We start from the raw sequence: 22,789 nt of genomic DNA, 5'->3' as shown, positions 1-22,789 counted from the left end.
CCACCGACCCGGATCCTGAGCATGTGCGGAATATGGGCTTGATTGATCACCTAAAAAATCAGATTATTCAGTGTTCTTTGATCGGAAAAAACTGCGAATTGGATAGCCAGTCGTGTTGAACTACAAGCAGCTGCACTATTTCTTGAGGGTCGCGAAGGCTGGCAGCATCGCGCGAGCCGCCGAGCAGCTGCGTCTCGCGCCACAGACCATCAGCGCGCAAATCGGCACGCTGGAGGAAGCGCTCGGAACAGAGCTGTTCCGCCGCGCCGGGCGGCGACTGGAACTGACCGCAGCGGGGCAGTTGACCCTCTCCTACGCCGACGAGATTTTCCAGATCGGGAGAGAGCTGGAAGAAACCGTGCGCAACCGCGCTGGCCGCAGCGACCTGCTGTTTCGGGTGGGGGTGGCCGATGTGGTTCCCAAGTCGATCGCCTATCGGCTGCTGGCCCCGGCACTGGGTAGTGCCGGGCGCGTGCGCCTGATCTGCCGGGAGGACAAGCTGGAACGGCTGTTCGCGGAACTCGCCATTCACAAGGTGGACCTGGTGATCGCCGACCGGCCGCTGCCCTCTGAATTGGGGGTGAAAGGCTACAGCCACTCTCTCGGGCGCACACCTATCGCCTTCTATGCCGTGCCCGGACTTGCCGCGCGCTATCAGGAGGGCTTTCCGCAATCCCTGGACGGCGCACCCATGCTGATCCCAAGCGATGGCGCAACAATGCGGGGGGCGCTCACGCGGTGGTTCAGCGAACATCAGATCGAGCCGCACATTGTCGGCGAATTCGACGACACCGCGCTGATGAAGGCCTTCGGCAAGGCGGGCGCAGGCATTTTCCCTGCACCGGCAATATTGGCCGACGAGATCCAAGAACAGTACGCAGCCGAGATCATTGGCCGTGCCGACAGCGTCGCAGCGAGATATTATGCCATCTCGGTTGAGCGCAAACTGACCCACCCTGCCGTCGTCGCGATCAGCGAAGCAGCGAAGACGGACCTGTTCGTCGACGACAAAGCGCCAGCCAGGTCTTAAGCAGGTCCGCTCGCTGCTATCGTCACCACGAAGACAAAGATAGATGCCGTCAGGCGCGGCGAACGCCTTTGCGGGAGGGTTCGGCGCGCCTTCGCGTTCCAATCACCATCTCGATCAGTTCGGCGATCGTGCAATGACTTTCGACAGGATGCCGGAGGAACAAGTCCTCATGGACGATGTAGCGATTGGCGCGCCCCTCACGCATACGGCTGAGATAGCCTGCCTCCTCCAATTCGGCGACGATGCGTTGCACGGCGCGCTCCGTGATCCCGACCCGGGCCGCAACCTCCCGCATTCTCGCCTCCGGGTTCTCGACCAGGCACAGCAGTACATGAGCGTGGTTGGTCAGAAACGTCCAGCTGGCCGAGGAGGGTGCGTCAGATTTGGATTTTGCCGTTGCCTGCATTTACGAGAATCCCTATATGAACATACGACACATGTTTCGTGTCTTTCATATCGTAACATGGAGTTCGCATCTATGGGAGTATGCGGGGGTTAATCGTATCCCGACCACCCGTGTTCAGAAGGGGATGCGGCAACCTGGAGGCGCCGGACGCATACGAACTGCCCGGCTCCGGAGGCCGACGAAGGAGTGCTGCCGGTGTCAAACTGCTTTTTGCTCCTGGTCCGGTCCAGCGATGACATTCCCCGCGCTTGCCGGGACGTTGGAGAGTTTCTGGCATTTCAGCGGGCGCGGCTTCCAACGGGGCATGCGGAACAGGACCGCAGGCTGGTTGGAATATGGTTGGACCCGTTGATGGTGGACCCACCTCCCGAGGTATGGGGATCCGTCTCGGTTTCGAGCCCGCGCCCGTTCCGGATCCGCGAATCCGTCGGCCTGGGCGGAATATGGCAATTGTGCTGGCTTGACGCTGATCATGAGAGAGAATCCGCTGACCTTCACATTATACGCGAAACGCTGGTGTCTGCCCTGATCAAGGAGCGGCCACCACGCCCACACCCCGGAACTCCGCAGTTTGTTCCAGTCTTCGATGCGAACGATGGGCATCTCTCCATTATTTTTCATACCCAGCGGCTGCGAGAGCTGTTTCCGGGCCAGATCGGTGACCCCAAGACGTGGAACAGGACGACTGGAGCATTCGCAACTCTCACCGGAGCTGGCGAATGCGATAGATCGCTTTGAACCACTCCGGTTTGCATTTCAACTCCATGGCATCAGGACAATACTTGTGGATACACTCCTCCAGCTTGCCATCGGCAATCTTCTCTCACCGATGGTTTTGTTTTTCGGCTTGGGCGTCGCGGCTGGCTGCCTGAAATCCGATCTCGCCATACCCGAGGCAATCAGCAAGGGTTTGTCGCTCTATCTGATGCTGGCGATCGGATTCAAGGGCGGCGCCGAGCTCGCCTCGAACGGCGTTGCCGGCGCAGTCGCAGTCGCCTTGGTCCTGGCGCTCGCGCTCAGTTTCAGCTTGCCCCTCCTAGCCTATGCCCTGCTACGCGCCGCCACACGGCTCGATATTCCAAACGCAGCCGCCGTAGCGGCGCACTACGGTTCCGTCAGCATCGTGACCTTCGTTGCGGCGACCGGCTTTCTGGGATACCGAGCCATACCGTATGAAGGTTACGTGGTGGCGATGCTCGCCCTCATGGAGACGCCGGCCATCGTGACCGGCCTTCTTCTCGCCCGTCGCTCTAACGCTGCCGGACCGACCGCGTCGCGCGCGCCTTTCCTTTCGAGAGAAGTCGCCCGCGAGGTGTTCCTGAGCGGCGGCGTCGTGCTGCTCGGCGGCAGTTTCGCGATCGGCTGGATCACAGGCGACAAGGGCATGGCGGTAATGGCGCCGGCAATTGTCGATCCGTTCAAGGCCGTGCTTGCCGTCTTCCTTCTCGACATGGGCCTGCTGGTTGGCCGCCGGCTGCACGACTTCAGAGCGGTGGGCTGGCCGGTGGTGGCGTTCGGCCTCTACATGCCCCTGATCGGAGCCATGATCGGGCTGCTCGCAGCCCATGCGATCGGCCTGTCTTTGGGCGGCATGACGCTCGTCGCCGTACTCGCCGCAAGCGCCTCCTATATCGTGGTTCCGGCGGCAATGCGCCTGTCGCTGCCGCAGGCCAATCCGGCGATCTACATTCCCTTGTCTTTGGCCGTCACCTTTCCGTTCAATTTGATTGTCGGTATCCCGCTTTATTACGCTGGCGCGCAATGGCTCGTCGCACTGTGATCGAAAGGACTGTCCCGTGACGCAACTCTACCGGAAGAAGAGGATCGAGATCATCGTGGAAGCGGCGCGCGCCCGCGCCATCATTGAGATGATCGAGGCGGTAGGCGCCAAGGGCTACACCATCGTGCCCAATGTCTCTGGCAAAGGCAATCGCGGCATACGTGACGAGGCTCACCTCTCCGATGTGTTTCGCAACGTCATGATCATCGTGGTTGCCGCGGAGGAGATCGTGCGCCGCATCGTGGAACAATCCCAGCCGCTTCTCGAAAACTACGCCGGGATCGTGGTGGTTTCCGACGTCGAGGTCATTCGTGACGAGCATTTCTAACCACGCCGGGACGGCCATATACTTTTCTCTTTACCGTCCGCGTGCTTGTTAGGCAGCTGAATTACGTTGCTGCGTTTCTTCATAACCGGCGTGAACAAATCACGCTTTACGGGAAAAGCAACCAATTCTCATGGGTGTCGATAAGGTATGCCATTAGGACCGCGCGTATCAGATTAGGTCGGCAGCGTACGGTTTGCGGCAAGCACCTCTCCGGCGAGATAGAGCGAGCCGGTAATGAGGATTCGGGGGGCCGGATCGAGGCCAAGCGCGGAGATGGTGGCAAGCGCGTCCCCGACACTGTCGCTGGTCTCGGCCGGGATGCCGATGCGGCGGGCGACTTGTGCGATCTCCTCGGACGGCAGAGCCGCGTCTTGCTGGATCGGCACCGCGATGACACGGCAGATGCGCACGGCGAAGTTCATGAGAAAGCCTTCGCAATCCTTGTTCGCGAGCATGCCGACGATGAGTATGAGCGGCCGCGGACCGCGCTTCTCAAGATCGGCAAGCGCGCCGACGACCGCACGGCCGCAGTCTGGATTGTGGCCGCCGTCGAGCCACAGCTCGCTGCCTTGCGGCGCCAGTTCCACCAGCCGGCCGTGAGCGAGACGCTGCATGCGCGCTGGCCATTCGACCTTGGCGACGCCTTGCTCGAAGGCCGCGTGCGGAATCTGCAGTTCAGGGATGCAGCGCAAGGTGGCGATTGCGGTACCCGCGTTGTCGAACTGGTGACGGCCAGACAGACGAGGCGCCGGCAGGTCGATGAGCCCGTGCTCGTCCCGGAAAACCATGCGGCCGCGCTCGGGCGTCACGACCCAGTGCTTGCCAGCTATCCGAAGCGGCGCGCACATGCGCGCGGCCTGCCGCTCGATCACCGTGAGCGCCTCCCGCGACTGCGGCGCCGTTATCGCCAGCACATTGGGCTTGAGGATACCCGCCTTCTCGGCCGCGATCAGCTCGATGGTATTGCCGAGAAAGTCCTGATGGTCGAGCGAGATTGGAGTGATCACGCTCGCAAGCAAGCGTTCGATCACGTTGGTAGCGTCGAGCCGGCCACCCAGGCCGACCTCGAGCAGCAGCACATCGGCGGGATGGCGCGCGAACAGCAGGAAAGCCGCGGCGGTGGTAATCTCGAAGAACGTGATTGGATCGCCGGCATTCAACCGCTCGCAGGTCGCAAGTGCATCCGCGAGTTCGTCGTCCTCGACCAGCGCGCCGCCGCCCGGTCGCGCAAGACGGATGCGCTCGTTGAAGCGCACGAGGTGGGGCGAGGTGTAGACGTGCACGCCGCGCCCGGCCGCTTCCACGATCGCGCGGAGAAAGGCGACGGTCGAACCCTTGCCATTGGTGCCAGCGACGTGGATCACCGGCGGCAAGCGTCGCTCGGGATGGCCAAGCCTGTCGAGAATGCGCCACATGCGGTCGAGCGAGAGATCGATCCGCTTGGGATGGAGCGCGAGCAGGCGCGCAAGAATAGCGTCGACTTGGACCATTATGCTTCGCCAATTTCTGTCCTGCTCAGGAAGATACAGATTTGGTGGTTGGACCGGGGCTCCCAAGCTCGCCTTTGCCGAAATCACAACCCGAGGGGCCGCTTTGCGGGTACGAGCCTGTTGCGCGTGATTATCAGAGGTAGCATCGTCGCGGCACGGTTACCATTTAGAGTCCCACTCGGGGAGTAACCCCTCCGACTTCAGTCGGATACCGGCTTCAGCCCGAGACTCGCTCGATAGCCTGTAACCTCGGGAAAGTGAGACCGCCTGAAGGGCGTGAAGTCTCACTTTCCCGAGGTTACAGGCTATGGGCTACAAGAGCGGTTGTCACACGACATTCCATCATCGCTACCATCTCGTCTGGGCGCCGAAGTACCGGTTCAAGGTCCTGCACGGTGAGGTTCGCCTGCGGGTGCGCGAGATCATCCGGCAGGTGTGCGACGAGATGGGCGTGACCATCATCCATGGCGCTCTGTCACGTGATCACGTTCACATGTTCGTCGAAGTCCCTCCGCACGTCTCGGTCAGCGATTTCGTGCGCCGGGCCAAGGGCCGCTCATCGCGCAAGATCCAGCAGGAGTTCGAGCACATCCGCAAACGCTACTGGGGCCAGCGATTCTGGCAGAGAGGCTACTTCTCCACCACCTCCGGTAACATCACCGACGACATCATCATGCGCTATCTCGACCGCCACACCCACAAAAACGGCTTCAGCCCCTCCGCCTGATCCTACCGGCGTCAGCCGGTCAGTCATTCAGATCGCGTACATCAAGTTCAGTAAGGACGCGACCGAGTGGCCTGTCATGCAAGCCCCAGGGGACGGCACGAGACCGCGCAGACAGCTGGGCACCTCGATTTACCGGTGTTTTTGGCCTGAACTGACAGCGGTGGCCGGCGCGGCGTAGCGAGCTTGGCAAATGGAATTTCTGGGCGGCGTTTCGGCGCATTCGCGGCTGGTTGGGAGCCCCGACCTGGAGCGCAGCGCGCTTCCGCACGGCCGGAACACTACGACGTCTTCTCGAAAGACACGGCTGACCGTCCGCGACACACGCGGAGCGATATTTTATGCGCCCTTAAGGTCTCACCGCATCGCTCCTGGCCCGCCTCGATCCATGGCTTGGCTGACGCACCACCTTCGGTGCCGCCTTCGTCGCGCTCGGGGCGATTAAGTCCTGAAATTCTATGCGTTTGTGGGCTGCACGATCATCGTAGTGGAAACGCGGGGAATCTCGCAATTCCGGTTGTTTCGTGGAGCAGTAGGCTGCAATTTCATAGCGCTCCAGCGGAAACGTAGTTATCAGTTTCATCCACGCTGGGGCGCCATTCCACTATATTGAAATCGCTATAGTTATTTGATCCGCGCCGCACGCCATGCCGGCGCGGTTTATTATGCGCGCAAGAGCTGCGTAAGCAGGTGGCCAGTTTATCGGGCCGCTCAAAGGTCAGAGCAGCGCCGATGTCCCGGACATCGAGAGGCAGGCTGCGCGGCCGGGCGCGGCGCTGAATTTCACAGCACCCGACCGCGCGCGACGCTGGTTCAGTCGACGGATTGCGCCATGCCCGCCAGCATCTCGCGGCCGTCGATCATGTCCTGGAGCGAGCCAAAGGCATTCATGTAGTGTCCCTCGAAACCCAGCTTGTCGAGGCGCCGGAACAGGTCGGGGAAATCGAAGTCGCCCTCGCCGGGCTTCAGATGAACTTCCTTGCCGTTTCGCCAGCAATCGGCCAGCCGGACCTCGTCGCAGCGGCGAATGTCCATATTGGCCAGGAAACCCTCGACCCCTTCCTCGACCAGATGCGCGTGGTTGGCGGTGAAGGCCCAGCGCAGGTGGGGCGATTTGAGGCGATCGAAATAATACAGCGTCTCCTCGAGATTATGCCCGAGATAATGCACCTCGGCGTCGTCCGGCTCCCAGTTCATGTTCTCGAGCAGCAAGGTCAGTCCGATTGTCTCGGCATATCCGCTGAGGCGTTTCAGGCGCTCGAGGCCGGCCTCCATGCGCATCTTCACATCCGAGGTAAAATGGTAGCCGGCATGAACCACCATCCACTCGCCGCCGAGCGCCTTGCAGGCGTCCATGTGGCCGGTCAGGTATCGGTCGACCCCGTCGCGCACATGGGGAGCGACTTCCGCCACGTTCACGGCGGACATGGTGTGGACACCGACATGGATGTCATGCGCCTCGCAGACTGCCCGGATTCCGCGGATGCGGTCCGGCGTGAGCGTCTCGATGGCGTTGGGCGCTACGTCGATCTTGAGATCGAGGAACTTGATTCCATGCGTGACGGCAGCGGCAAGCCCGTCCTCGATCTTGTTACGCTGACCGAGGTCGACGCCGATTCTGTCTCGTAGGTTCATCGTGTTGTCTCCTGGTCAGATGTGCGAGGAATTGATGGCGGCGGCATTCGCCGCGCCTGCGTGGATGCTCATGGCGGCGCGCTCGCGCCGGCGTTTGCGGATGCCCATCACGATCGACAGGCCGATGAAGGCGACGGTCAGGCCGAGCAGGGTCGCCGAGATCGGGTCCTGAAGGAAAATGGCGTGCTCGCCGTAGCCGAGATCGACCGCTCGCCGATAGTTGCGTTCGACGATGCCGCCCAGCACGAGGCCGAGCACCAGCGGCAGCACCGGGAATTTGAAGACCTTCATGACGTAGCCGAGGACGCCCATGCCGATCATGATGCAGATGTCATAGACATCCGCGTTCACCGAATAGACGCCCGAGGACACGAGGGCGATGATGAAGGCCATGAGATAGGCCTTCGGCCGGTTCACCAGCCAGATGCAGGGCGGCAGCATGACGAAGCCGAGCACCATCTGCGACAGGTTGGCGATGAACAGGCCGCCGAACAGGCCGTAGATGAATTCCGGGTTCTTGGTGAGCAGCGCGGGGCCCGGCTCGATGCCGTGCAGGATGAGCCCGCCGAGCAGCACCGCGGTCGATCCCGAGCTCGGGATGCCGAAGGTCAGGGTCGGGATCAGTGCCGTGGCGGCGACGGTGTTATTGGCTGCTTCCGGGGCCGCGATGCCTTCCGGCGAGCCTTTTCCAAATTCCTCGGGATGCTTCGACCAGCGCTTCGCCTCGTTATAGGAGAGGAAGGAGGCGAGCGTCGAGCCGCCGCCCGGCGTCACCCCGTCGACCGTGCCGATCGTGGTGCCGATCAGGGTGGGGATCGAGATGCGCTTCCACATCTTCAGACCGGGCAGCTTGATGCGGGTGCTGTGGGAGGTCTTGTCCCAGTCCGGCATGTTGGTCTGGATGAAGAGCTCGGCCATGGCGAACATGCCGATCATGACGAGGATCGGCTCGATGCCGCCGAGCAGTTCGGCGGAGCCGAAGGTGAAGCGCTGCACGCCGGAGAGCGGGTCGATGCCGACGGTCGAGATCGCAAGGCCGAGAATGGCCGCCAGGAAGCCCTTGACCACCGAGCCTTCCGACAAGGCCGCGATCAGACTGAGGCCGAAGATTCCGAGCGCGAAATAGGCCGGCGCGGTGAAATACAGCGCGATGCGCGAGAGCGGCTCGGTGAGGCCGACCACGAGGACCATGCCGATCAGGCCGCCGACCACGCCGGCCATGAGCGAGATGCCGAGGGCTTCGCCGCTCTTGCCCTGTTTGTGCATCTCATAGCCGTCGAGGACGGTGGTGATCGCGGCGCTGGTGCCCGGCGTGCGGATCAGGATCGCCGGAATCGAGCCGCCATATTCGGCGCCGACATAGGTCGAGGCGAGCAGGATGATCGCCATGGTCGGGTCCATGCCGAAGGTGAACGGCAGGAGCAGCGCCATCGTGATCGAGGCCGAGAGGCCGGGCAGGGCGCCGCCGACGATGCCCCAGGCGACGCCCGCGAACGCATAGAAGACCGCGGGCGTGGCGAAGATCGTGTGAAAGGCGATATTCAGTCCGGTCATTGTCGCGCGCTCGCCTTGTGTCGGTCGCGTGGAAGTCGGCAGACGTGACGGTCAGACGGGGAGCGCAGGCGCGAGAAGCGCGGCCGCGCGGCTCCAGATGCCGAGCGGCATGTGAATTCCGAGGAAAACCATGAAGAAGAGCCAGAAGAACAGGGCGCCGCCGACGGCGACGGCGACCGAAATCCATGACAGCGGGCAGCCCTGGTAGACCGAGACGGCGAGGATCAGCAGCGCGACGGCAACCGGGTAGCCCAGGATTTTCAGCGCCAGGACGAACAGGCAGACGATCGCGAGCAGGCCCAGTGCCCGCAGATGCGGTTGCCAGTTCACGCTCTGGGGCGCCTCATGCGCATCCGAGCCGGGCGAGGTGGCGGGCTCCGACCGATAGGCCAGCAGGCCCTGCACGATCAGCGCCAGGGAGAACACCGCTCCCGCGATGCCGAGCAGCTTCGGGAATGCCGCCGAATTGACGGTCGTGTCCAGAATGCTGGTCGGCATGCGGGCAGCCGCCAGGTAGTAGCCGACCGAAAGCGCGAGAAGGACGGTTCCGGCGGCGATGTTCTTGAGCATCATCCAGGCCTCCCGAGGCTCAGTTCTTCTTGATGCCGACCTGGCGGAAGAAGGCGTCGAGATCGGCGGCGAAGGAATTGGTCAGAGCGTCGAAATCCTTGGCCGAGAGGTAACCCGGGATGCTGTGGTTCTTCACGTAGAAGGCCTTGTACTCAGGGTCCTCCAGCACGAGCCCGATCGCCTTCTCCCAGGCTTCGGTGACCTGCGGCGGCGTTCCCTTCTTGACGACGAAACCGCGCCAGCCGATCGCCGTGACATCGGCGCCTTGCTCATTTGCGGTGGGCACATCGGGAAAGTTCGGCAACCGCTTCTCGGTCACGGCGGCGAGGATGCGGATCTTGCCGGCCTCGACCTGGCTGGCGACTTCCTGGGCATCGCCTGAGCCGATATCGACGGCTCCGCTCAGCACGCTCAACGTGAGCTGGCCGCCGCTGTCATGCGTGGCGACCACCATGTTGAGACCCTTCTTCACCTTCAGCGTCTCGACCACCATGCGGTCGATCGAGGCTGCGGTGCCGGCACCGAACTTGAGCTTGCCCGGATTGGCCTTTGCGAAGGCCATCACGTCGCCCATGGTCTTGAACGGGCTGTCGGCCCGCACGAAGAAGATCGGTGAATCGTAGAGCGCGTTCACCACCGGCTGCATGTCGGTGTATTTGTAGGGCGGGTCGCTCAGCACCGTGACGACGACATGCTGGGTGGAGACCCCGTAGAGCAGGGAGCCGTCATTCGGCCCTTCGACGATGCGGCGCATGGCGTTGGCGCCGCCGCTACCGGGCACGTTCTCGACGACGAAATTGATGCCCCAGCGCGGGCCGAGCACCTTGACCAGGTTGCGCAGGAAAACGTCGCCGCCGCCCCCCGCGCCGGAGCTGGTGATGAGCGTGACGGTCTTATGAGGATAGGCCGGATAGGGCGGGTTGGCGCTGCCCGGCGAGGCGAAGCCCAGCGCTGCGCAGAAGGCCAGGGCCCCGGTGATCTTGCTGATGTACATGCGTCCCTCCCAGGACTGCCTTTGGCGGCTTTGCGCATTTTCAGGCGATCCAGTCGAGTGGATAGCCCGTGCCTCGATCATTCACCGGCAACCAACTTTGTCAACAATAAGAAAACGCTGCTGTTTCCTAATTGAGGTCAAAAATTCCTATAGCGCTGAAATTGCTATAGAAAAAAATATTGCCATAGGTTAGAGAAGAGCGCGGTCCGGTTCGGAGGGATATTTTTGTCAACAATCACCTCGTTAGATGGCCTGACGCATAGTGACCGCGTGTTCGAGGCGCTCGAGCTCGAGATCGTCAGCGGCCGCTTGCCCATGGGCTCCAAGCTGGGCGAGGAGGCGCTCGCGGCCCGGTTCGGCATGAGCCGCGGACCGCTGCGGGAAGCCCTGCGGCGGCTCGAGGGCCGCGCCCTGGTCGAGCGGACGGCCCATGCCGGCGCGCGGGTCGTCTCGCTCGCCGAGACGGATCTGGTGGAACTCTACGAGGTGCGCGAGATGCTGGAAGGGCTGGCTGCGCGGCTCGCAGCCGAGCGCATGACCAATGAGGAACTGGACAGCCTGCGCCAGCTGCTGCGGCAGCAGGCGGATGTGGCCGGCAAGGAAAGCGACATGGCCTATGCGCAGGGCATCGGCGATGCCGACTTCCATTTCCGCATCGCGGCGGGCAGCGGCTCCGCGCGCCTCCAGAAACTACTCTGCGGCGACCTCTACTCGCTTATTCGCCTCTGCCGTTTCCGGACCTGGGCCATACCCGGCGAGCGGAAATCCCAGCGCGATCACGAGCGCATCTTCGAGGCCATATACGAACGCGACGGTGGGCTAGCGGAAACCCTGATGCGGCGCCATGTGACGGCGGCCAAGAATCGGTTCCTGGCGGCCGAACCGGTTTCGAGGCGCTCGGCTTTCGCGCGCGAGATCTGAGCTGTGCAGCCGGACTAACGGTCCGGGCAGGCTTTGGCCTGCCCGGACCCCAGGCAACAGCGCTCGCGCGCCTGGTCAACCGGTCACTTCGAGACGTTCCAGTAGACCGGCACGCCCGGCGAGAGCAGCCCCTTCAGGCCGGCCTGATGGCCTCGCACCAGCCAGAACTGGCCGACCGAGACGTAAGGTACCGTCTCAAGCGCCCGTTCCTGGACCTGCTGCGCGATCGTCTTGCGGCCCTCGAGGTCGGGGGTGCTGGTGAAGGAGGCGCGGAGCGTCTCGATCGTCTCGTCGCAGGGCCAGCCGAACCAGGCCTTGTCGCAGTTTGAGCGCAGGGCGAGATGGCCGAGCGGCTCCGACATGTCGGGCGCGGCCGGGCCCGAGAGGAAAGCCGACCAGCCACCCTGGTCGACCGGGTTCTTGCTGGTGCGCCGGCTCGACAGCGTGCCCCAGTCCATCGCCTGATAATCGACGTTGAGGCCGATATCGCGCATCATCTGGGCGACGACGAGGGTGTGCGGGCTGAGCGCGGTCTCGGTCGCGTCGAGCAGGACGATCTTCTCGCCCTTGTAGCCGCTCTCGGCGATCAGCTTCTTGGCGGCGGCCGCGTCCGGCGCGGGCCAGCCCGCCTTGGTGAAATAGGGCGAGTCGCACATGTAGAAGGACGGGCAATTGGTGTAGAGCGCCTTGTCGTCGACATAGGCGCGGAGCGTCTGCTCCTGGTCGACCAGGCGCAGGATCGCCTGGCGCAGCTTCTGGTTGTTGAAGGGCGGCTGCGACTGGTTCATCCGGAAGACGCCCTGCAGCGCGGCGAGCTTCGAGATCGCGATCTTCGGGTTCTTCCTGGCGATGCCGATCATGTCGGGCGGCAGCTCCTCGAAGATGTCGATCTCGCCGGCCTGGAGGGCGTTCAACGCGGTCTGCGCATCGGGCATGATCAGCCATTCGACGCGGTCGACATTGGCCTGCTTGCCGCCGGCGAGCCCGTCGGGCGCTTCCTTGCGCGGCTGGTAGGTCGGCGCCTTGGCATAGACGATCTTGGCGCCGGGCGACCATTCCTCCTTGACCAGCATGAAGGGGCCCGAGCCGGTCGCGTCGGTGATGTTCTGGTTCGAGGGCGTGGCGGCGATGCGCGCCGGCATGATCACCGGCAGCATCGAACTCGGCTTGCCGAGCGCCTCGAGGACGAGGCCCCAGCGGTCCTTCAGGGCCAGCGTCACGGTTTTCGGGTCGGTCGCGGTCAGCGAGGCGGTGTGCGCCATGAGCTGCTGGCCGAGCCCGTCCTTCTCGCCCCAGCGCTTGAGCGAGGCGACGACGTCGGTCGCAGTTACCGGCTGGCCGTCATGGAACTTGAGGCCGTCGCGCAGCACGAAGGTCCAGGTCAGGCCGTCCGGCGCGGTGGTGTAGCTCTCGACCATCTGCGGCTTGATCGCGCCGGTCGAATCCTGCGCGAACAGCATGTCGTAGACCATGTAGCCGTGGTTGCGGACCATGTAGTCCGAGGTCGTCATCGGATCGAGCGTGCGCAGATCGCCGAAGGGGCGGACCTTCAGCACGGTCTGGGCCATGGCGGGCCAGGCGACCACCGTCATCGCCATGGCCGCGGCGGTGAGCGTCATTCGTCTCGTGAAACGCATGTCATTTCCCTCCCTGTGATCGTCTCAAGCATCCCGCCTTCGGCGGTGTGTTCGTTGGCCGCGCGAGGCGCGGCATGGGTCAGGCCCTCAGCTTGCGGGCGAGGCGCGGGTCGATCGCGTCCCGCAGCGCATCGCCGAGCACATTGACCGTCAGCACCAGGAAGGCGAGCGCGACGCCTGGAAAGGCGATCATCCAGGGCGCGCGCTGCATGAAGGGCCGGGCCTCGGCCAGCATGTTGCCCCAGCTCGGTATCGTCGGTGGCGTGCCCGCGCCGAGGAAGGACAGGATCGATTCCACGATCATCGCCGAGGCGAAGACATAGGTCGCCTGGACGATGACCGGTGCCGCCGCATTGGGCAGGACGTGCAGGAGCAGCAGGCGCGGCAGGCTCGCGCCATTGGTGATCGCCGCCTCGACATAGGTCTGCTCGCGGATGACCAGCGCCGAAGAGCGCACGATGCGCGCCATGCGCGGGATCTCGGCGACGCTGATCGCGATGATCACGTTCTGGACGCTGGAGCCGAACAGCGACATCAGCGCGATCGCGAGCAGGATGCCCGGGATCGCCATGATGCCGTCCATGATCCGCATGACGAAGCCGTCGAGCCGGCGGATGAAGCCGGCGGTCAGGCCGATCAGCAGGCCGAAAACGACGGTGACGACGGTGACCAGGGCGCCGACGGTGAGCGAGATCGCCGTGCCGTTCAAGGTGCGCGAGAAGGTCGAGCGGCCGACCTGGTCGGTGCCGAACAGGTGATCGAAGCTCGGCGGCCTGAGGCGCTGGATCGGATTGAGTCGAGCAGGATCGACCAGGACATGCGGCGCGATCAGCGCGATCGCCGCGAAGACCAGGATGACAGCGAGTCCGCCGAGGATCACGGGGTTGGCGCGCAGGAAGCGCCATGCGGTCCCGGCCTGCCGCGGGCCGCCCGGCTTCGTGGTGACGCCCGATCCGGTCTCGGTCATCGCCATGGCGCCCTCAATAGCGGATGCGCGGGTCGAACAGCACATAGCTGAGATCGACCAGGAGGTTGACGACGACATAGATGACCGAGAAGACCAGGATCAGCCCCTGCACGACGGGGTAGTCGCGGCGCAGGATGGCGTCGGTGGTCAGCCGGCCGAGGCCGGGAATGTTGAAGACCGTCTCGGTGACCACGACGCCGCCGAGCAGGGCGGCGATGCCGACGCCCAGCACGGTCACGATCGGGATCGCCGCATTCTTGAGGGCGTGGCGCAGGACGACGCGCCCGCCCTGCAGACCCTTGGCATGCGCCGTGCGGACATAGTCCTCGGAGAGGACTTCGAGCAGGCTCGCCCGGGTGATCCGCGCCAGCAGCGCCGCATAGAGCATGGCGAGCGCCAGCCCCGGCAGGATCAGGCTGTTCAGGCAGGGCCAGAGCCCTTGCGCGAGCGGCACATAGCCCTGGGTCGGGAACCAGCCCAGCGTCAGCGCGAAGACATAGACCAGGAAGAAGGCGACGACGAAGACCGGCGAGGAGAAGCCGAGCATGGCGAAGGCCATGACGGCGCGATCGAAGCCGCTGCCCGCCTTCACGGCCGCGATCGTGCCGAGCGGCAGCGCGATCGCCAGCGCCATCACCAGTGCGACCAGTGCCAGCATCGCCGTGGGCTCGACGCGCAGGCCGATCAGCCGCGTCACCTCCATGTCCGAGAAGACCGAGCGCCCGAGATCGCCGCGGGCGAGCTGCCCGGCCCAGGCGATGAGCTGGTCAAGAAGCGGGCGGTTGAGGCCGAGCTGCTCGCGGATGGTCTCGATCTGCGCCGTCGTCGCCTGGTCGCCGGCGATGAGCACGGCCGGATCGCCGGGCGTCAGGCGCAGCAGGAAGAAGACGAACAGCGCCACGAAGACGAGCACAGGCACCGTCGCGGCGAGCCTGCGCAGGACATAGGGCATCATCGCCGGCGCACCGGCTGTGGGCCTGGCCCATGACCTGTCGGGTGCAATGCTTCCTCCCCCGGAACGCTTTTATGAAACGTTTCAATCCAAGCTCTCACAGAAGCATTCCGCCTTCAAGCGCTATCTGACGCGACGTTACCGCTTGCAAACCGGAGGGCGTTTCGCGAGACTGCGGCAGGATTTGAACCGTTTCATCGAGGGCGTATGGCGACGATACGAGACGTGGCGCGGCTGGCGAACGTATCGGTGGCGACCGTATCCAATGCGCTGAACAGCGCCGATCGCGTCAGCCCGGAATTGCTGGCCCGGGTCCGCGCTGCCGTCGAAAAGCTGAGCTATGCCCCGCATGCCGGCGCCCGCTCGATGCGCAAGCGCTCGAGCGGGCTGCTCGGCCTGATCGTCGGCGACATCACCAACCCGTTCTTCTCGGACCTGTTCGAGGCGGTGGAGGATGCCGCGGCCGCGCGCGGCTATCTCGTGCTGCTGTGCAATTCCAGCGAGCGCAGCGAACGCGAGGAGGCGCATCTCAAGATGCTGCGCAGCCAGCGCATCGACGGGCTGATCCTCGCGCCCACCGGGGCGGCCTCGATGAACCGCGCCTCGCTGCTCGCCCAGCTCGAGGTGCCGGTCGTGCTGGTCGACCGGGCGATGGACGGGCTCGGCTATGATTCGGTGGTGCTGGACAACCGCAAGGCCGGCTTCGAGGCGACGAGCCACCTGATCGGCTGCGGGCACCGGCGCATCGGCCTGATCAACGGGCCGGAGATCCTGCGCACGGCCGCCGACCGCATGCAGGGCTATCGCGAGGCCCTGCTCGCGGCGGGCCTGCGCTTCGACCCTGCGCTCGTCCGCGAGGCCGGCTTCCAGGAGCAGCCGGCGCATGAGGCGGCGCTCGATCTCATGGCCCTGCCCGAGGGGCCGACTGCGCTCTTCGCCACCAACAACCTGATGACGGTCGGCTGCGTCAAGGCCGTGGCCGACCGGGGCCTGTCCTGCCCGGAGGATGTCTCGCTGGTCGGCATCGACGACCTGCCCTGGGCCGATGCGGTCTCACCTCGCCTGACCGCGATCGCGCAGCCCGTGCGCGCGATGGGGGAGACGGCGCTCACGCTCCTGGCCGAGCGCATCGCGGGCACCCGCCTCGGTGCCGGGACGACGACCGTGATGGCTCCCCGGCTGATCATCCGTCGCTCCTGCGGAACGCCGGCTCCCGCAAAGGCTGCCCATGTCTGATCTCTTTCGCCGCGACGCTTTGGCCGTGCGCGATCTGCTCAATGCCGGCGAGGTGACGTCCGTCGATCTGGTTCATGCCGCCAGCGCGCGCCTCGCGGCGGTCGAGCCCGAGGTGAATGCCGTGCCGACGCTCTGCCTCGAGCGGGCGCTGGAACAGGCAAGGGCTGCGGACGAGGCGAGGCGCGCCGGCAGTCATTCGCTGCTCGGCGGTATCCCGATCGTGGTGAAGGACAACAACGACGTCGCCGGCGTGCGCAACACCGGCGGCACCTCGATCTTCCGGAACCGGATTTCCGAGAGCTCGGACCGCACGGTCGCGCTGATGGAAGCGAACGGCGCGGTCGTGCTCGGCAAGTCCAACCTGTCCGAGCTCGGCGGCGCGCAGACGACGAACAGCGTCCATGGCGCGACCCGCAACCCTTACGACACGCGGCTCACTTGCGGCGGCTCGTCTGGCGGCTCGGCGGTGGCGCTCGCGACCGGCGAAGCCTGGCTTGCCCATGGCAACGATTATGGCGGCAGCCTGCGGATCCCGGCCGCCTTCTGCAATGTCACGGGCTTGCGCCCGACGCCCGGCCGCGTGCCGCGCAAGCGGCTCTCCGACCCGTTCGACACGATCTTCGTGGAGGGGCCGATGGCGCGCAATGTCGCCGACCTCGCCCTGTTCTTCGACGCGATGACTGGCTTCGACCAGGGCGATTTCCTGACCGCTGCGCAAGGCGAGCCGTGCTTCCTCGACGCCGCGCTCAATCCCACCAGGCCCGCCCGCCTGGCGATCTCCGCCGATCTCGGCGTGCTTGCGGTGGCAGCACCGATCCGCGAGGCGATCGAGGGTTTTGCAGCGACGATGGCGCAAGCGGGCGTTGCGGTGCGGCGCGAGGCGCCGGCCGTGGGCGGCGCCATGGAGGCCTTCCGGACCTTGCGCGGCGAGAGCTTCTTCGCGACCTGGGAGCCGCTGCTTGAGACGCATCGCGCGCAGTTCCCCGAGCCTGTGATGGCGGACATCCTGCGCGGCCGCGACCAGCCCGGCCGCGCGATCGTCGCCGCCAATCGTTACCGGAGCGACCTCTATCGCCGGGCGGTGGATTTCCTCGACGGGAACGATTTCCTCGTCTGCCCGGCGACGCAGGCGCTGCCCTTCCCCATCGAGACGCTGTTCCTGACCGAGATCGAGGGCCAGGCGATGCAGGATTATCTCGACTGGATCGCGATCACCGCGATCTGGTCGATGACGGGTCTTCCCACGATCTCGATCCCGATCGGCTTCTCGCAAACCGGCCTGCCGATCGGCATCCAGATCCTGAGCCATGGCGGGCGCGAGGCCGACCTGTTCCGGCTGGCCGCCTGGATCGAGCGCGAGCTCGCCTTGCCCAAGGCGCCGATCGATCCGCGGCCGGCGGCATAGGCCAGAGCCGCCCAGCACGATATCGGGCCGGCGTCGACATCCGTTGACCGCAAGGCCGGGGTAACGAGAAGGGCTGGCTAGGTCGTTCGCGGCGCGCTTATCATGCGGGCCGTGACGCAGAGATTTTCAGGCCGAACCCCCATGACCACGCATCAACGCGATATCGCCGCCTCGATCGATCCGGTGAAGCTCGACCGCCTCGCCGAAGCGGCCGTCAGGGTCGGGCTGAACCTCCAGGCCGGGCAGGACCTGTTCCTGACCGCGCCCGTCGCGGCGCTGCCGCTGGTGCGGCGGGTCGCCGAGCATGCCTACAAGGCCGGAGCGGGTCTGGTCACGCCAATCCTCTCGGACGAGGAGATCACGCTGTCGCGTTACCGCTTCGCGCCCGAAGCGAGCTTCGACCGCGCGCCGGGCTGGCTGCATGAGGGCGTCGCCAGGGCCTTCGCCGCCAATACCGCACGGCTCGCCATCGTCGGCGACAACCCGATGCTGCTGGCCGGCGAGGACCCGGCCAAGGTCGCGCGCGCCAGCAAGGCCAATTCGATGGCCTATCAGCCGGCGCTGGAGAAGATCGCCGGGTTCGACATCAACTGGAACATCGTCGCCTATCCGAGCGCCTCCTGGGCCAGGCAGGTCTTTCCGGACGAACCGGAGGACGTCGCCGTGGCCAGACTGGCCGAGGCGATCTTCGCCGCCTCGCGCGTCGACCTGGACGATCCGGTCGCGGCCTGGGCGGCGCATAACGCGGCGCTGCGCAGCCGTAGCGCCTGGCTCAACGGCCAGCGGTTCCAGGCGCTGCATTATTCCGGCCCGGGCACCGAGCTGACGATCGGGCTGGCCGACGGCCATGAATGGCAAGGCGGCGCCTCGGCCGCGAAGAACGGCGTCACCTGCAACCCGAATATCCCGACCGAGGAGGTCTTCACCACGCCCCATGCCAGGCGGGTCGAGGGCCATGTCGCCAGCACCAAGCCGCTGTCCTACCAGGGCTCGCTGATCGACGGCATTTCGGTCCGCTTCGAGGCCGGGCGTATCGTCGAGGCGAAGGCGGCGCGCGGCGAAGAGGTGCTGAACAAGGTGCTGGACACCGACGAGGGCGCGCGCCGGCTCGGCGAGGTGGCGCTGGTGCCGCATTCCTCGCCGATCTCGCAGGGCGGCATCCTGTTCTACAACACGCTGTTCGACGAGAATGCCTCCTGCCATATCGCGCTCGGCCAGTGCTATTCGAAATGCTTCCAGGGTGGTGCGACGCTGACGCCGGAGCAGATCGCCGAGCAGGGCGGCAACAAGAGCTTCATCCATATCGACTGGATGATCGGCTCGGACCGGATCGACATCGACGGCGTCCATGCCGATGGCAGCCGCGTGCCGGTGTTCCGCAAGGGCGAATGGGCCTGACGCCTGCCGGAAGCGATCTCCCTTACCAGTCCCGCGAGGCACGGCATTTGCCTGCCGCGCTCCCGTCAGATGGAAGGCCGCCGTGACCGAACCCTGTGATCTCAGCGCCGTTGAGGCGCGCGCCCTGATCGGAACCAAGGCGCTTTCGGCCAGCGAATTGCTGGAGAGCTGCATCCGCCGCGTCGATGCCGTCGACCCCGCCGTCAACGCCATGGTCGCGCGCGACGATGCGCGGGCGCGGGTGGTGGCGCGCCAGGCCGACGAGGCGACGATGCGCGGCGAGCCGCTCGGCGCGCTGCACGGGCTGCCGGTCGGGATCAAGGATCTTGAGAATGTCGCCGGGCTGCGCACCACCTATGGCAGTCCGCTCTTCCGCGATTTCGTGCCGGAGGAGGACCAGCTCATCGTCACTTCGGTGCGCAGGGCGGGCGCCGTCATCCTCGGCAAGACCAACACGCCGGAATGGGGCGCCGGCGCCAACACCCGCAACGCCGTCTATGGCGTCACCGGCAACCCGTTCGACCCGTCGAAGTCGGCAGCCGGCTCCTCGGGCGGCTCGGGGGTCGCCCTGGCGACGGGCATGGTGCCGATCGCGACCGGCTCCGACACCGGCGGCTCGCTGCGCAATCCGGCCGCCTTCAACGGCATCGTCGGCTTCCGGCCGTCGCCGGGGCTGGTGCCGAGCGAGAAGCGGCCCTTCGGCTGGAATCCGCTGAGCGTGCTCGGCCCGATGGCCCGCACGGTGCCGGATCTCTGCCTCCTGCTCTCGACGATGGTCTCGGACGACGCGACCGACCCGCTGGCGACGACGATCTTCGGCAAGAGCGTGCGCCGGCCGGAGGATTTCGCGCGGCCGGCCGAGATCGACCTCGCCTCGCTCAAGGTCGCGCTCACGCCCGATTTCGGCTTCGCGCCGACCGAGCGGCATATCCGCGAGGTCTTTGCCGAGAAGACCGGGCTGTTCAGCCATCTCTTCGCGTCGGCAGAGGAGGCTGCGCCGGATTGCGCCGGCACGGACGAGACCTTCGAGGTGCTGCGCTCGCTCTCCTTCCTCGCCGGCATGTATGAGCGCGTCCGCGACACGCCGGATCAGGTCGGGCCCAATGTCCGCGCCAATGTCGAGGAGGGGCTGCGCTACAACGCACTCGACATCACACGGGCCTTCAAGCAGCAGACCGTGCTCTACAAGAACTGGCAGAGCTTCTTCGCCAGCTTCGACGTCATCCTGTCGCCGGCAGTCACCTTGAGCCCGCGGCCCTGGAGCGAGCTCTACCCGGCCGAGATCGACGGCAAGCCGACGCGCACCTATTTCCACTGGCTGGCGCTCGCCTATGCGGTGACGGTCGTCGGCCATCCCGCGATCTCGCTTCCGGTCGGGCTGGACCGCAACGGCATGCCCTTCGGCCTGCAGATCGTCGGGCCGCGCGGCGGGGACGCCAAGGTGCTCGCCGTCGCCGCTGCGCTGGAGCGCGTCCTCGCCGGCGATGCGCGCACCGCGCGGCCGAGCCCGGATATCGCCGGGCTGACCAAGGCGCCGCCCCTGAGCGGCAGCGCCGGCTTCATGGGTTTCGATTGAGTCGATCGCGTACGGCATCCAGCGTCGCAGGGGAGAATTTCGATGAAGCGTCGTACGTTCCTGAAAGGGGCGGCCGCGGGCCTGATGGCCCCCGCGCTGGCCGCGCCGGCTTTCGCCCAGGGCGCGAAATCCACCCTGCTGAAATTCGCGCCGCAGGCCAATCTGAGCGCGCTCGACCCGATCTGGACGACGGCGACCGTGACCAATAATCACGGCTATTACGTCTTCGACACGCTCTATGGCGCCGATATGGATTTCAAGCCGCAGCCGCAAATGGCGGAGGGGCACGAGGTCGCGAACGATGGCAAGACCTGGCGGATCACGCTGCGCGAAGGCCTGACTTTCCATGACGGAACGCCCGTGCGGGCGGCCGATTGCGTCGCCAGCCTGAAGCGCTGGTGCCAGCGCGACAGCTACGGGCAGCTCCTCGCCAAGGTGGTCGAGAACTGGCAGGTCGTCGACGAGCGCAACTTCGAGATCCGCCTGACGCGCGCCTTTCCGACCATGCTCGATGCGCTGGCCAAGGTCGATTCCCCGCCCTTCATCATGCCCGAGCGCCTGGCGGCGACCGACGCCGCCAAGCAGGTGCCCGAGATGGTCGGCTCCGGCCCCTATCGTTTCGCGGCCAGCGAATATGTCTCCGGCAGCCGCGTGGTCTACGAGAAATTCGCCGGCTACAAGCCGAGGGCGGAGCCGCCGAGCCGCAATGCCGGCGGCAAGACCGGGCATTTCGAACGGATCGAGTGGCAGGTCCTGCCCGATCCCGCCACGGCTGCAGCCGCCCTGATGAAGGGCGAGATCGACTGGTGGGAGCGCCCGCTGACCGACCTGCAGCCGATGCTCGCGGCCAATCCCGAGATCAAGCGCGAGGCGACCGACATGTCGGGCCGCATGGCGATCATGCGGCTCAACCATCTCCAGGCGCCGTTCGACAATCCGAAGGTGCGCGCCGCCGTCCGCATGGCGGTGAACCAGGAAGACTACATGCGGGCGACCCAGGGCGACGACACCTCGCTCTGGCAGACCTGCCGCAGCCTGTGGCCGCGCGGCACGCCCTATTATGCCGGCGAGCAGGAAGACCTGATGCCGCAAAGCCTCGACAAGGCGAAGGCGGCGCTGGCGGCGTCGGGCTATAATGGCGAGAAGGTCGTCGTCATCAATCCGACCGACTTCCCCGATATCGGGCCGCTCGGTCAGGTCACCGGCGAGCTGCTGCAGCGGCTCGGCATGAATGTGCAAATGGCCGACAGCGACTGGGGCACCGTCATTCAGCGCCGCGGCAGCCGCGAGAGCGTCGACAAAGGCGGCTGGAGCATCTTCCACACCACCGGGCCGGCCTCGGGCTGGAGCAATCCGGCCCTATCCGTGCTGGTCCGCGGCCAGGGTGCGAAAGGCTGGTTCGGCTGGTGGGACAGCGCCGGCGCGGAAAAGCTCGCCGAGGAATGGCTCTACGCGTCCGACGAGGCGGGGCAGAAGAAGGCCGCCGTCGCGCTCGCCCGGCTGGCGCTCGAGAATGTCGCGACGATCCCGCTCGGCCAGTTCGTCATCCGCACGGCCTATCGCGCGAACCTGACCGGCATGCTGCCGGGCTCCGCGCCCTATCCATGGGGATTGCGCCGCGCCTGACGGGGCGATCAGGCCCTTGGCCCGGCCGCGACCGCGGCCGACCAGGGCGAGACCACGTCGCTGCAGCCTTCCGCGCCGTCCTTGTCGACGCGGATCAGGTTGGGGCAGGCGAAATTGATCGGCAGCACGCCGTGCTCGACGACCGAGACGGGACCGGCCGCGGCGAGGGCGTCCAGCACCTCGTCGGGCAGGCGGCAATCGGCGCTGGCTGAGTCCGGGCTGGAGACATCGATGCGCGGCGCGTGCGCGGCGGTCTCGACATCCATGCCGAAATCGAGCGTCCAGGCCAGGCTCTGATAGATGCTGGCGAGGATGCGCCGTCCGCCTGAGGCTCCGGCGGCAAGGCGCGGCCAGCCGCCATCCTTCGGCGTCACCACGACGGGGCACATGTTGCAGAGCGGGCGGGCGCCCGGCGCGATCGCGTTGGCGCTGCCGGGGCGCGGATCGAACCACATCATGCCGTTGTTCATCAGCACGCCGGTCTCAGGCAGCACGACGCGGCTGCCCATGGAGGAGAGCAAGGTGGTGGTGACGGCGACGAGTTTGCCCTCGCCATCGAC

At 65.6% G+C, this 22,789-nt stretch carries 20 protein-coding genes; 10 read left to right on the top strand and 10 right to left on the bottom strand.

All coding sequences use genetic code 11. From position 1 onward, the window contains the following. Positions 1-115 precede the first annotated feature (115 nt). Positions 116-1,030, top strand: a complete 915-nt coding sequence (nhaR, locus tag ACTIF2_RS05750; protein WP_439496089.1) for a transcriptional activator NhaR — start codon at positions 116-118, stop codon at positions 1,028-1,030. Positions 1,031-1,079: 49 nt separating this feature from the next. Here the strand turns inward: nhaR and ACTIF2_RS05745 are convergent, their stop codons facing one another. Beyond that, a complete protein-coding gene (locus tag ACTIF2_RS05745; RefSeq protein ID WP_024924672.1) occupies positions 1,080-1,436 on the bottom strand; it encodes a helix-turn-helix transcriptional regulator in 357 nt (118 codons plus the stop codon). 784 nt (positions 1,437-2,220) lie between these two features. Here ACTIF2_RS05745 and ACTIF2_RS05740 point away from each other — a divergent pair. Both ACTIF2_RS05740 and ACTIF2_RS05735 read left to right on the top strand, forming a co-directional pair. Next, positions 2,221-3,216 (top strand): sodium-dependent bicarbonate transport family permease, encoded by a 996-nt coding sequence (locus ACTIF2_RS05740; protein ID WP_024924670.1) that lies wholly within the window; start codon positions 2,221-2,223, stop codon positions 3,214-3,216. Positions 3,217-3,232: 16 nt separating this feature from the next. Beyond that, positions 3,233-3,544, top strand: a complete 312-nt coding sequence (locus tag ACTIF2_RS05735) for a DUF190 domain-containing protein (RefSeq protein ID WP_210183956.1) — start codon at positions 3,233-3,235, stop codon at positions 3,542-3,544. Positions 3,545-3,717: 173 nt separating this feature from the next. Here the strand turns inward: ACTIF2_RS05735 and ACTIF2_RS05730 are convergent, their stop codons facing one another. Further along, positions 3,718-5,034 (bottom strand): bifunctional folylpolyglutamate synthase/dihydrofolate synthase, encoded by a 1,317-nt coding sequence (locus ACTIF2_RS05730; RefSeq protein ID WP_291854101.1) that lies wholly within the window; start codon positions 5,032-5,034, stop codon positions 3,718-3,720. A 307-nt stretch (positions 5,035-5,341) separates the two neighbouring features. Here ACTIF2_RS05730 and tnpA point away from each other — a divergent pair, with 307 nt between their 5' ends. Further along, positions 5,342-5,761 (top strand): IS200/IS605 family transposase, encoded by a 420-nt coding sequence (tnpA, locus tag ACTIF2_RS05725; protein ID WP_291854099.1) that lies wholly within the window; start codon positions 5,342-5,344, stop codon positions 5,759-5,761. Positions 5,762-6,571: 810 nt separating this feature from the next. On the opposite strand, the gene ACTIF2_RS05720 is transcribed toward tnpA, so the two are convergent. From ACTIF2_RS05720 to ACTIF2_RS05705, 4 genes are read right to left on the bottom strand one after another with little or no spacing between them, the layout of a single operon-like run. Next, the gene (locus ACTIF2_RS05720) at positions 6,572-7,393 is read right to left on the bottom strand and encodes a sugar phosphate isomerase/epimerase family protein (RefSeq protein ID WP_439496088.1); all 822 of its coding nucleotides are present in this window, start codon (positions 7,391-7,393) and stop codon (positions 6,572-6,574) included. A 15-nt stretch (positions 7,394-7,408) separates the two neighbouring features. Next, positions 7,409-8,947, bottom strand: coding sequence for a tripartite tricarboxylate transporter permease (locus tag ACTIF2_RS05715; RefSeq protein WP_439496087.1), 1,539 nt, complete (start codon positions 8,945-8,947; stop codon positions 7,409-7,411). Positions 8,948-8,998: 51 nt separating this feature from the next. Continuing rightward, a complete protein-coding gene (locus ACTIF2_RS05710) occupies positions 8,999-9,520 on the bottom strand; it encodes a tripartite tricarboxylate transporter TctB family protein (RefSeq protein WP_439496086.1) in 522 nt (173 codons plus the stop codon). Between the two features lie 16 nt (positions 9,521-9,536). Next, complete coding sequence (locus ACTIF2_RS05705; protein WP_439496085.1) at positions 9,537-10,511, bottom strand: Bug family tripartite tricarboxylate transporter substrate binding protein; 975 nt, start codon at positions 10,509-10,511, stop codon at positions 9,537-9,539. 270 nt (positions 10,512-10,781) lie between these two features. Between ACTIF2_RS05705 and ACTIF2_RS05700 the strand changes: the two genes are divergently transcribed. Beyond that, complete coding sequence (locus tag ACTIF2_RS05700) at positions 10,782-11,432, top strand: GntR family transcriptional regulator (RefSeq protein WP_439496084.1); 651 nt, start codon at positions 10,782-10,784, stop codon at positions 11,430-11,432. Positions 11,433-11,515: 83 nt separating this feature from the next. On the opposite strand, the gene ACTIF2_RS05695 is transcribed toward ACTIF2_RS05700, so the two are convergent. The 3 genes from ACTIF2_RS05695 to ACTIF2_RS05685 form a co-directional block, all read right to left on the bottom strand. Then, the gene (locus ACTIF2_RS05695) at positions 11,516-13,051 is read right to left on the bottom strand and encodes an ABC transporter substrate-binding protein (protein WP_439496083.1); all 1,536 of its coding nucleotides are present in this window, start codon (positions 13,049-13,051) and stop codon (positions 11,516-11,518) included. 97 nt (positions 13,052-13,148) lie between these two features. Next, positions 13,149-14,042, bottom strand: a complete 894-nt coding sequence (locus ACTIF2_RS05690) for an ABC transporter permease (protein WP_439496082.1) — start codon at positions 14,040-14,042, stop codon at positions 13,149-13,151. 7 nt (positions 14,043-14,049) lie between these two features. Then, positions 14,050-14,991, bottom strand: coding sequence for an ABC transporter permease (locus ACTIF2_RS05685; RefSeq protein WP_439496081.1), 942 nt, complete (start codon positions 14,989-14,991; stop codon positions 14,050-14,052). Between the two features lie 204 nt (positions 14,992-15,195). Here ACTIF2_RS05685 and ACTIF2_RS05680 point away from each other — a divergent pair, with 204 nt between their 5' ends. The 5 genes from ACTIF2_RS05680 to ACTIF2_RS05660 all read left to right on the top strand — a co-directional run bounded on the left by ACTIF2_RS05680 (position 15,196) and on the right by ACTIF2_RS05660 (position 22,229). Beyond that, positions 15,196-16,224: a LacI family DNA-binding transcriptional regulator gene (locus ACTIF2_RS05680; protein ID WP_439496080.1), complete on the top strand. Its 1,029-nt coding sequence runs from the start codon at positions 15,196-15,198 to the stop codon at positions 16,222-16,224. Next, positions 16,217-17,629, top strand: coding sequence for an amidase (locus tag ACTIF2_RS05675; RefSeq protein WP_439496079.1), 1,413 nt, complete (start codon positions 16,217-16,219; stop codon positions 17,627-17,629). The genes ACTIF2_RS05680 and ACTIF2_RS05675 overlap by 8 nt, the downstream gene beginning before the upstream one ends. A gap of 141 nt (positions 17,630-17,770) precedes the next feature. Then, positions 17,771-19,027 (top strand): aminopeptidase, encoded by a 1,257-nt coding sequence (locus tag ACTIF2_RS05670; RefSeq protein ID WP_439496078.1) that lies wholly within the window; start codon positions 17,771-17,773, stop codon positions 19,025-19,027. 82 nt (positions 19,028-19,109) lie between these two features. After that, complete coding sequence (locus tag ACTIF2_RS05665; protein ID WP_439496077.1) at positions 19,110-20,603, top strand: amidase; 1,494 nt, start codon at positions 19,110-19,112, stop codon at positions 20,601-20,603. A gap of 42 nt (positions 20,604-20,645) precedes the next feature. Then, the gene (locus ACTIF2_RS05660) at positions 20,646-22,229 is read left to right on the top strand and encodes an ABC transporter substrate-binding protein (RefSeq protein WP_439496076.1); all 1,584 of its coding nucleotides are present in this window, start codon (positions 20,646-20,648) and stop codon (positions 22,227-22,229) included. An 8-nt stretch (positions 22,230-22,237) separates the two neighbouring features. Here the strand turns inward: ACTIF2_RS05660 and ACTIF2_RS05655 are convergent. Beyond that, on the bottom strand, positions 22,238-22,789 hold a 552-nt coding region (locus ACTIF2_RS05655; protein WP_439496075.1), incomplete at its 5' end, for a gamma-glutamyltransferase.

This window comes from Allobosea sp. (assembly GCF_051860145.1).
GTDB lineage: Bacteria > Pseudomonadota > Alphaproteobacteria > Rhizobiales > Beijerinckiaceae > Allobosea.
Note: the sequence above shows the minus strand (reverse complement) of the source record. Positions and strands in the feature narration are given on the sequence as shown.

Excerpts from the sequence above, each read along its gene's own strand:
- ACTIF2_RS05745 (WP_024924672.1), bottom strand. The coding sequence starts at position 1,436 with ATGCAGGCAACGGCAAAATCCAAATCTGACGCACCCTCCTCGGCCAGC.
- ACTIF2_RS05660 (WP_439496076.1), top strand. The coding sequence starts at position 20,646 with ATGAAGCGTCGTACGTTCCTGAAAGGGGCGGCCGCGGGCCTGATGGCC.
- ACTIF2_RS05720 (WP_439496088.1), bottom strand. The coding sequence starts at position 7,393 with ATGAACCTACGAGACAGAATCGGCGTCGACCTCGGTCAGCGTAACAAG.
- tnpA (WP_291854099.1), top strand. The coding sequence starts at position 5,342 with ATGGGCTACAAGAGCGGTTGTCACACGACATTCCATCATCGCTACCAT.
- ACTIF2_RS05690 (WP_439496082.1), bottom strand. The coding sequence starts at position 14,042 with ATGGCGATGACCGAGACCGGATCGGGCGTCACCACGAAGCCGGGCGGC.
- ACTIF2_RS05685 (WP_439496081.1), bottom strand. The coding sequence starts at position 14,991 with ATGATGCCCTATGTCCTGCGCAGGCTCGCCGCGACGGTGCCTGTGCTC.
- ACTIF2_RS05675 (WP_439496079.1), top strand. The coding sequence starts at position 16,217 with ATGTCTGATCTCTTTCGCCGCGACGCTTTGGCCGTGCGCGATCTGCTC.
- ACTIF2_RS05710 (WP_439496086.1), bottom strand. The coding sequence starts at position 9,520 with ATGATGCTCAAGAACATCGCCGCCGGAACCGTCCTTCTCGCGCTTTCG.
- ACTIF2_RS05715 (WP_439496087.1), bottom strand. The coding sequence starts at position 8,947 with ATGACCGGACTGAATATCGCCTTTCACACGATCTTCGCCACGCCCGCG.
- ACTIF2_RS05695 (WP_439496083.1), bottom strand. The coding sequence starts at position 13,051 with ATGACGCTCACCGCCGCGGCCATGGCGATGACGGTGGTCGCCTGGCCC.
- ACTIF2_RS05680 (WP_439496080.1), top strand. The coding sequence starts at position 15,196 with ATGGCGACGATACGAGACGTGGCGCGGCTGGCGAACGTATCGGTGGCG.
- ACTIF2_RS05705 (WP_439496085.1), bottom strand. The coding sequence starts at position 10,511 with ATGTACATCAGCAAGATCACCGGGGCCCTGGCCTTCTGCGCAGCGCTG.
- ACTIF2_RS05670 (WP_439496078.1), top strand. The coding sequence starts at position 17,771 with ATGACCACGCATCAACGCGATATCGCCGCCTCGATCGATCCGGTGAAG.
- ACTIF2_RS05730 (WP_291854101.1), bottom strand. The coding sequence starts at position 5,034 with ATGGTCCAAGTCGACGCTATTCTTGCGCGCCTGCTCGCGCTCCATCCC.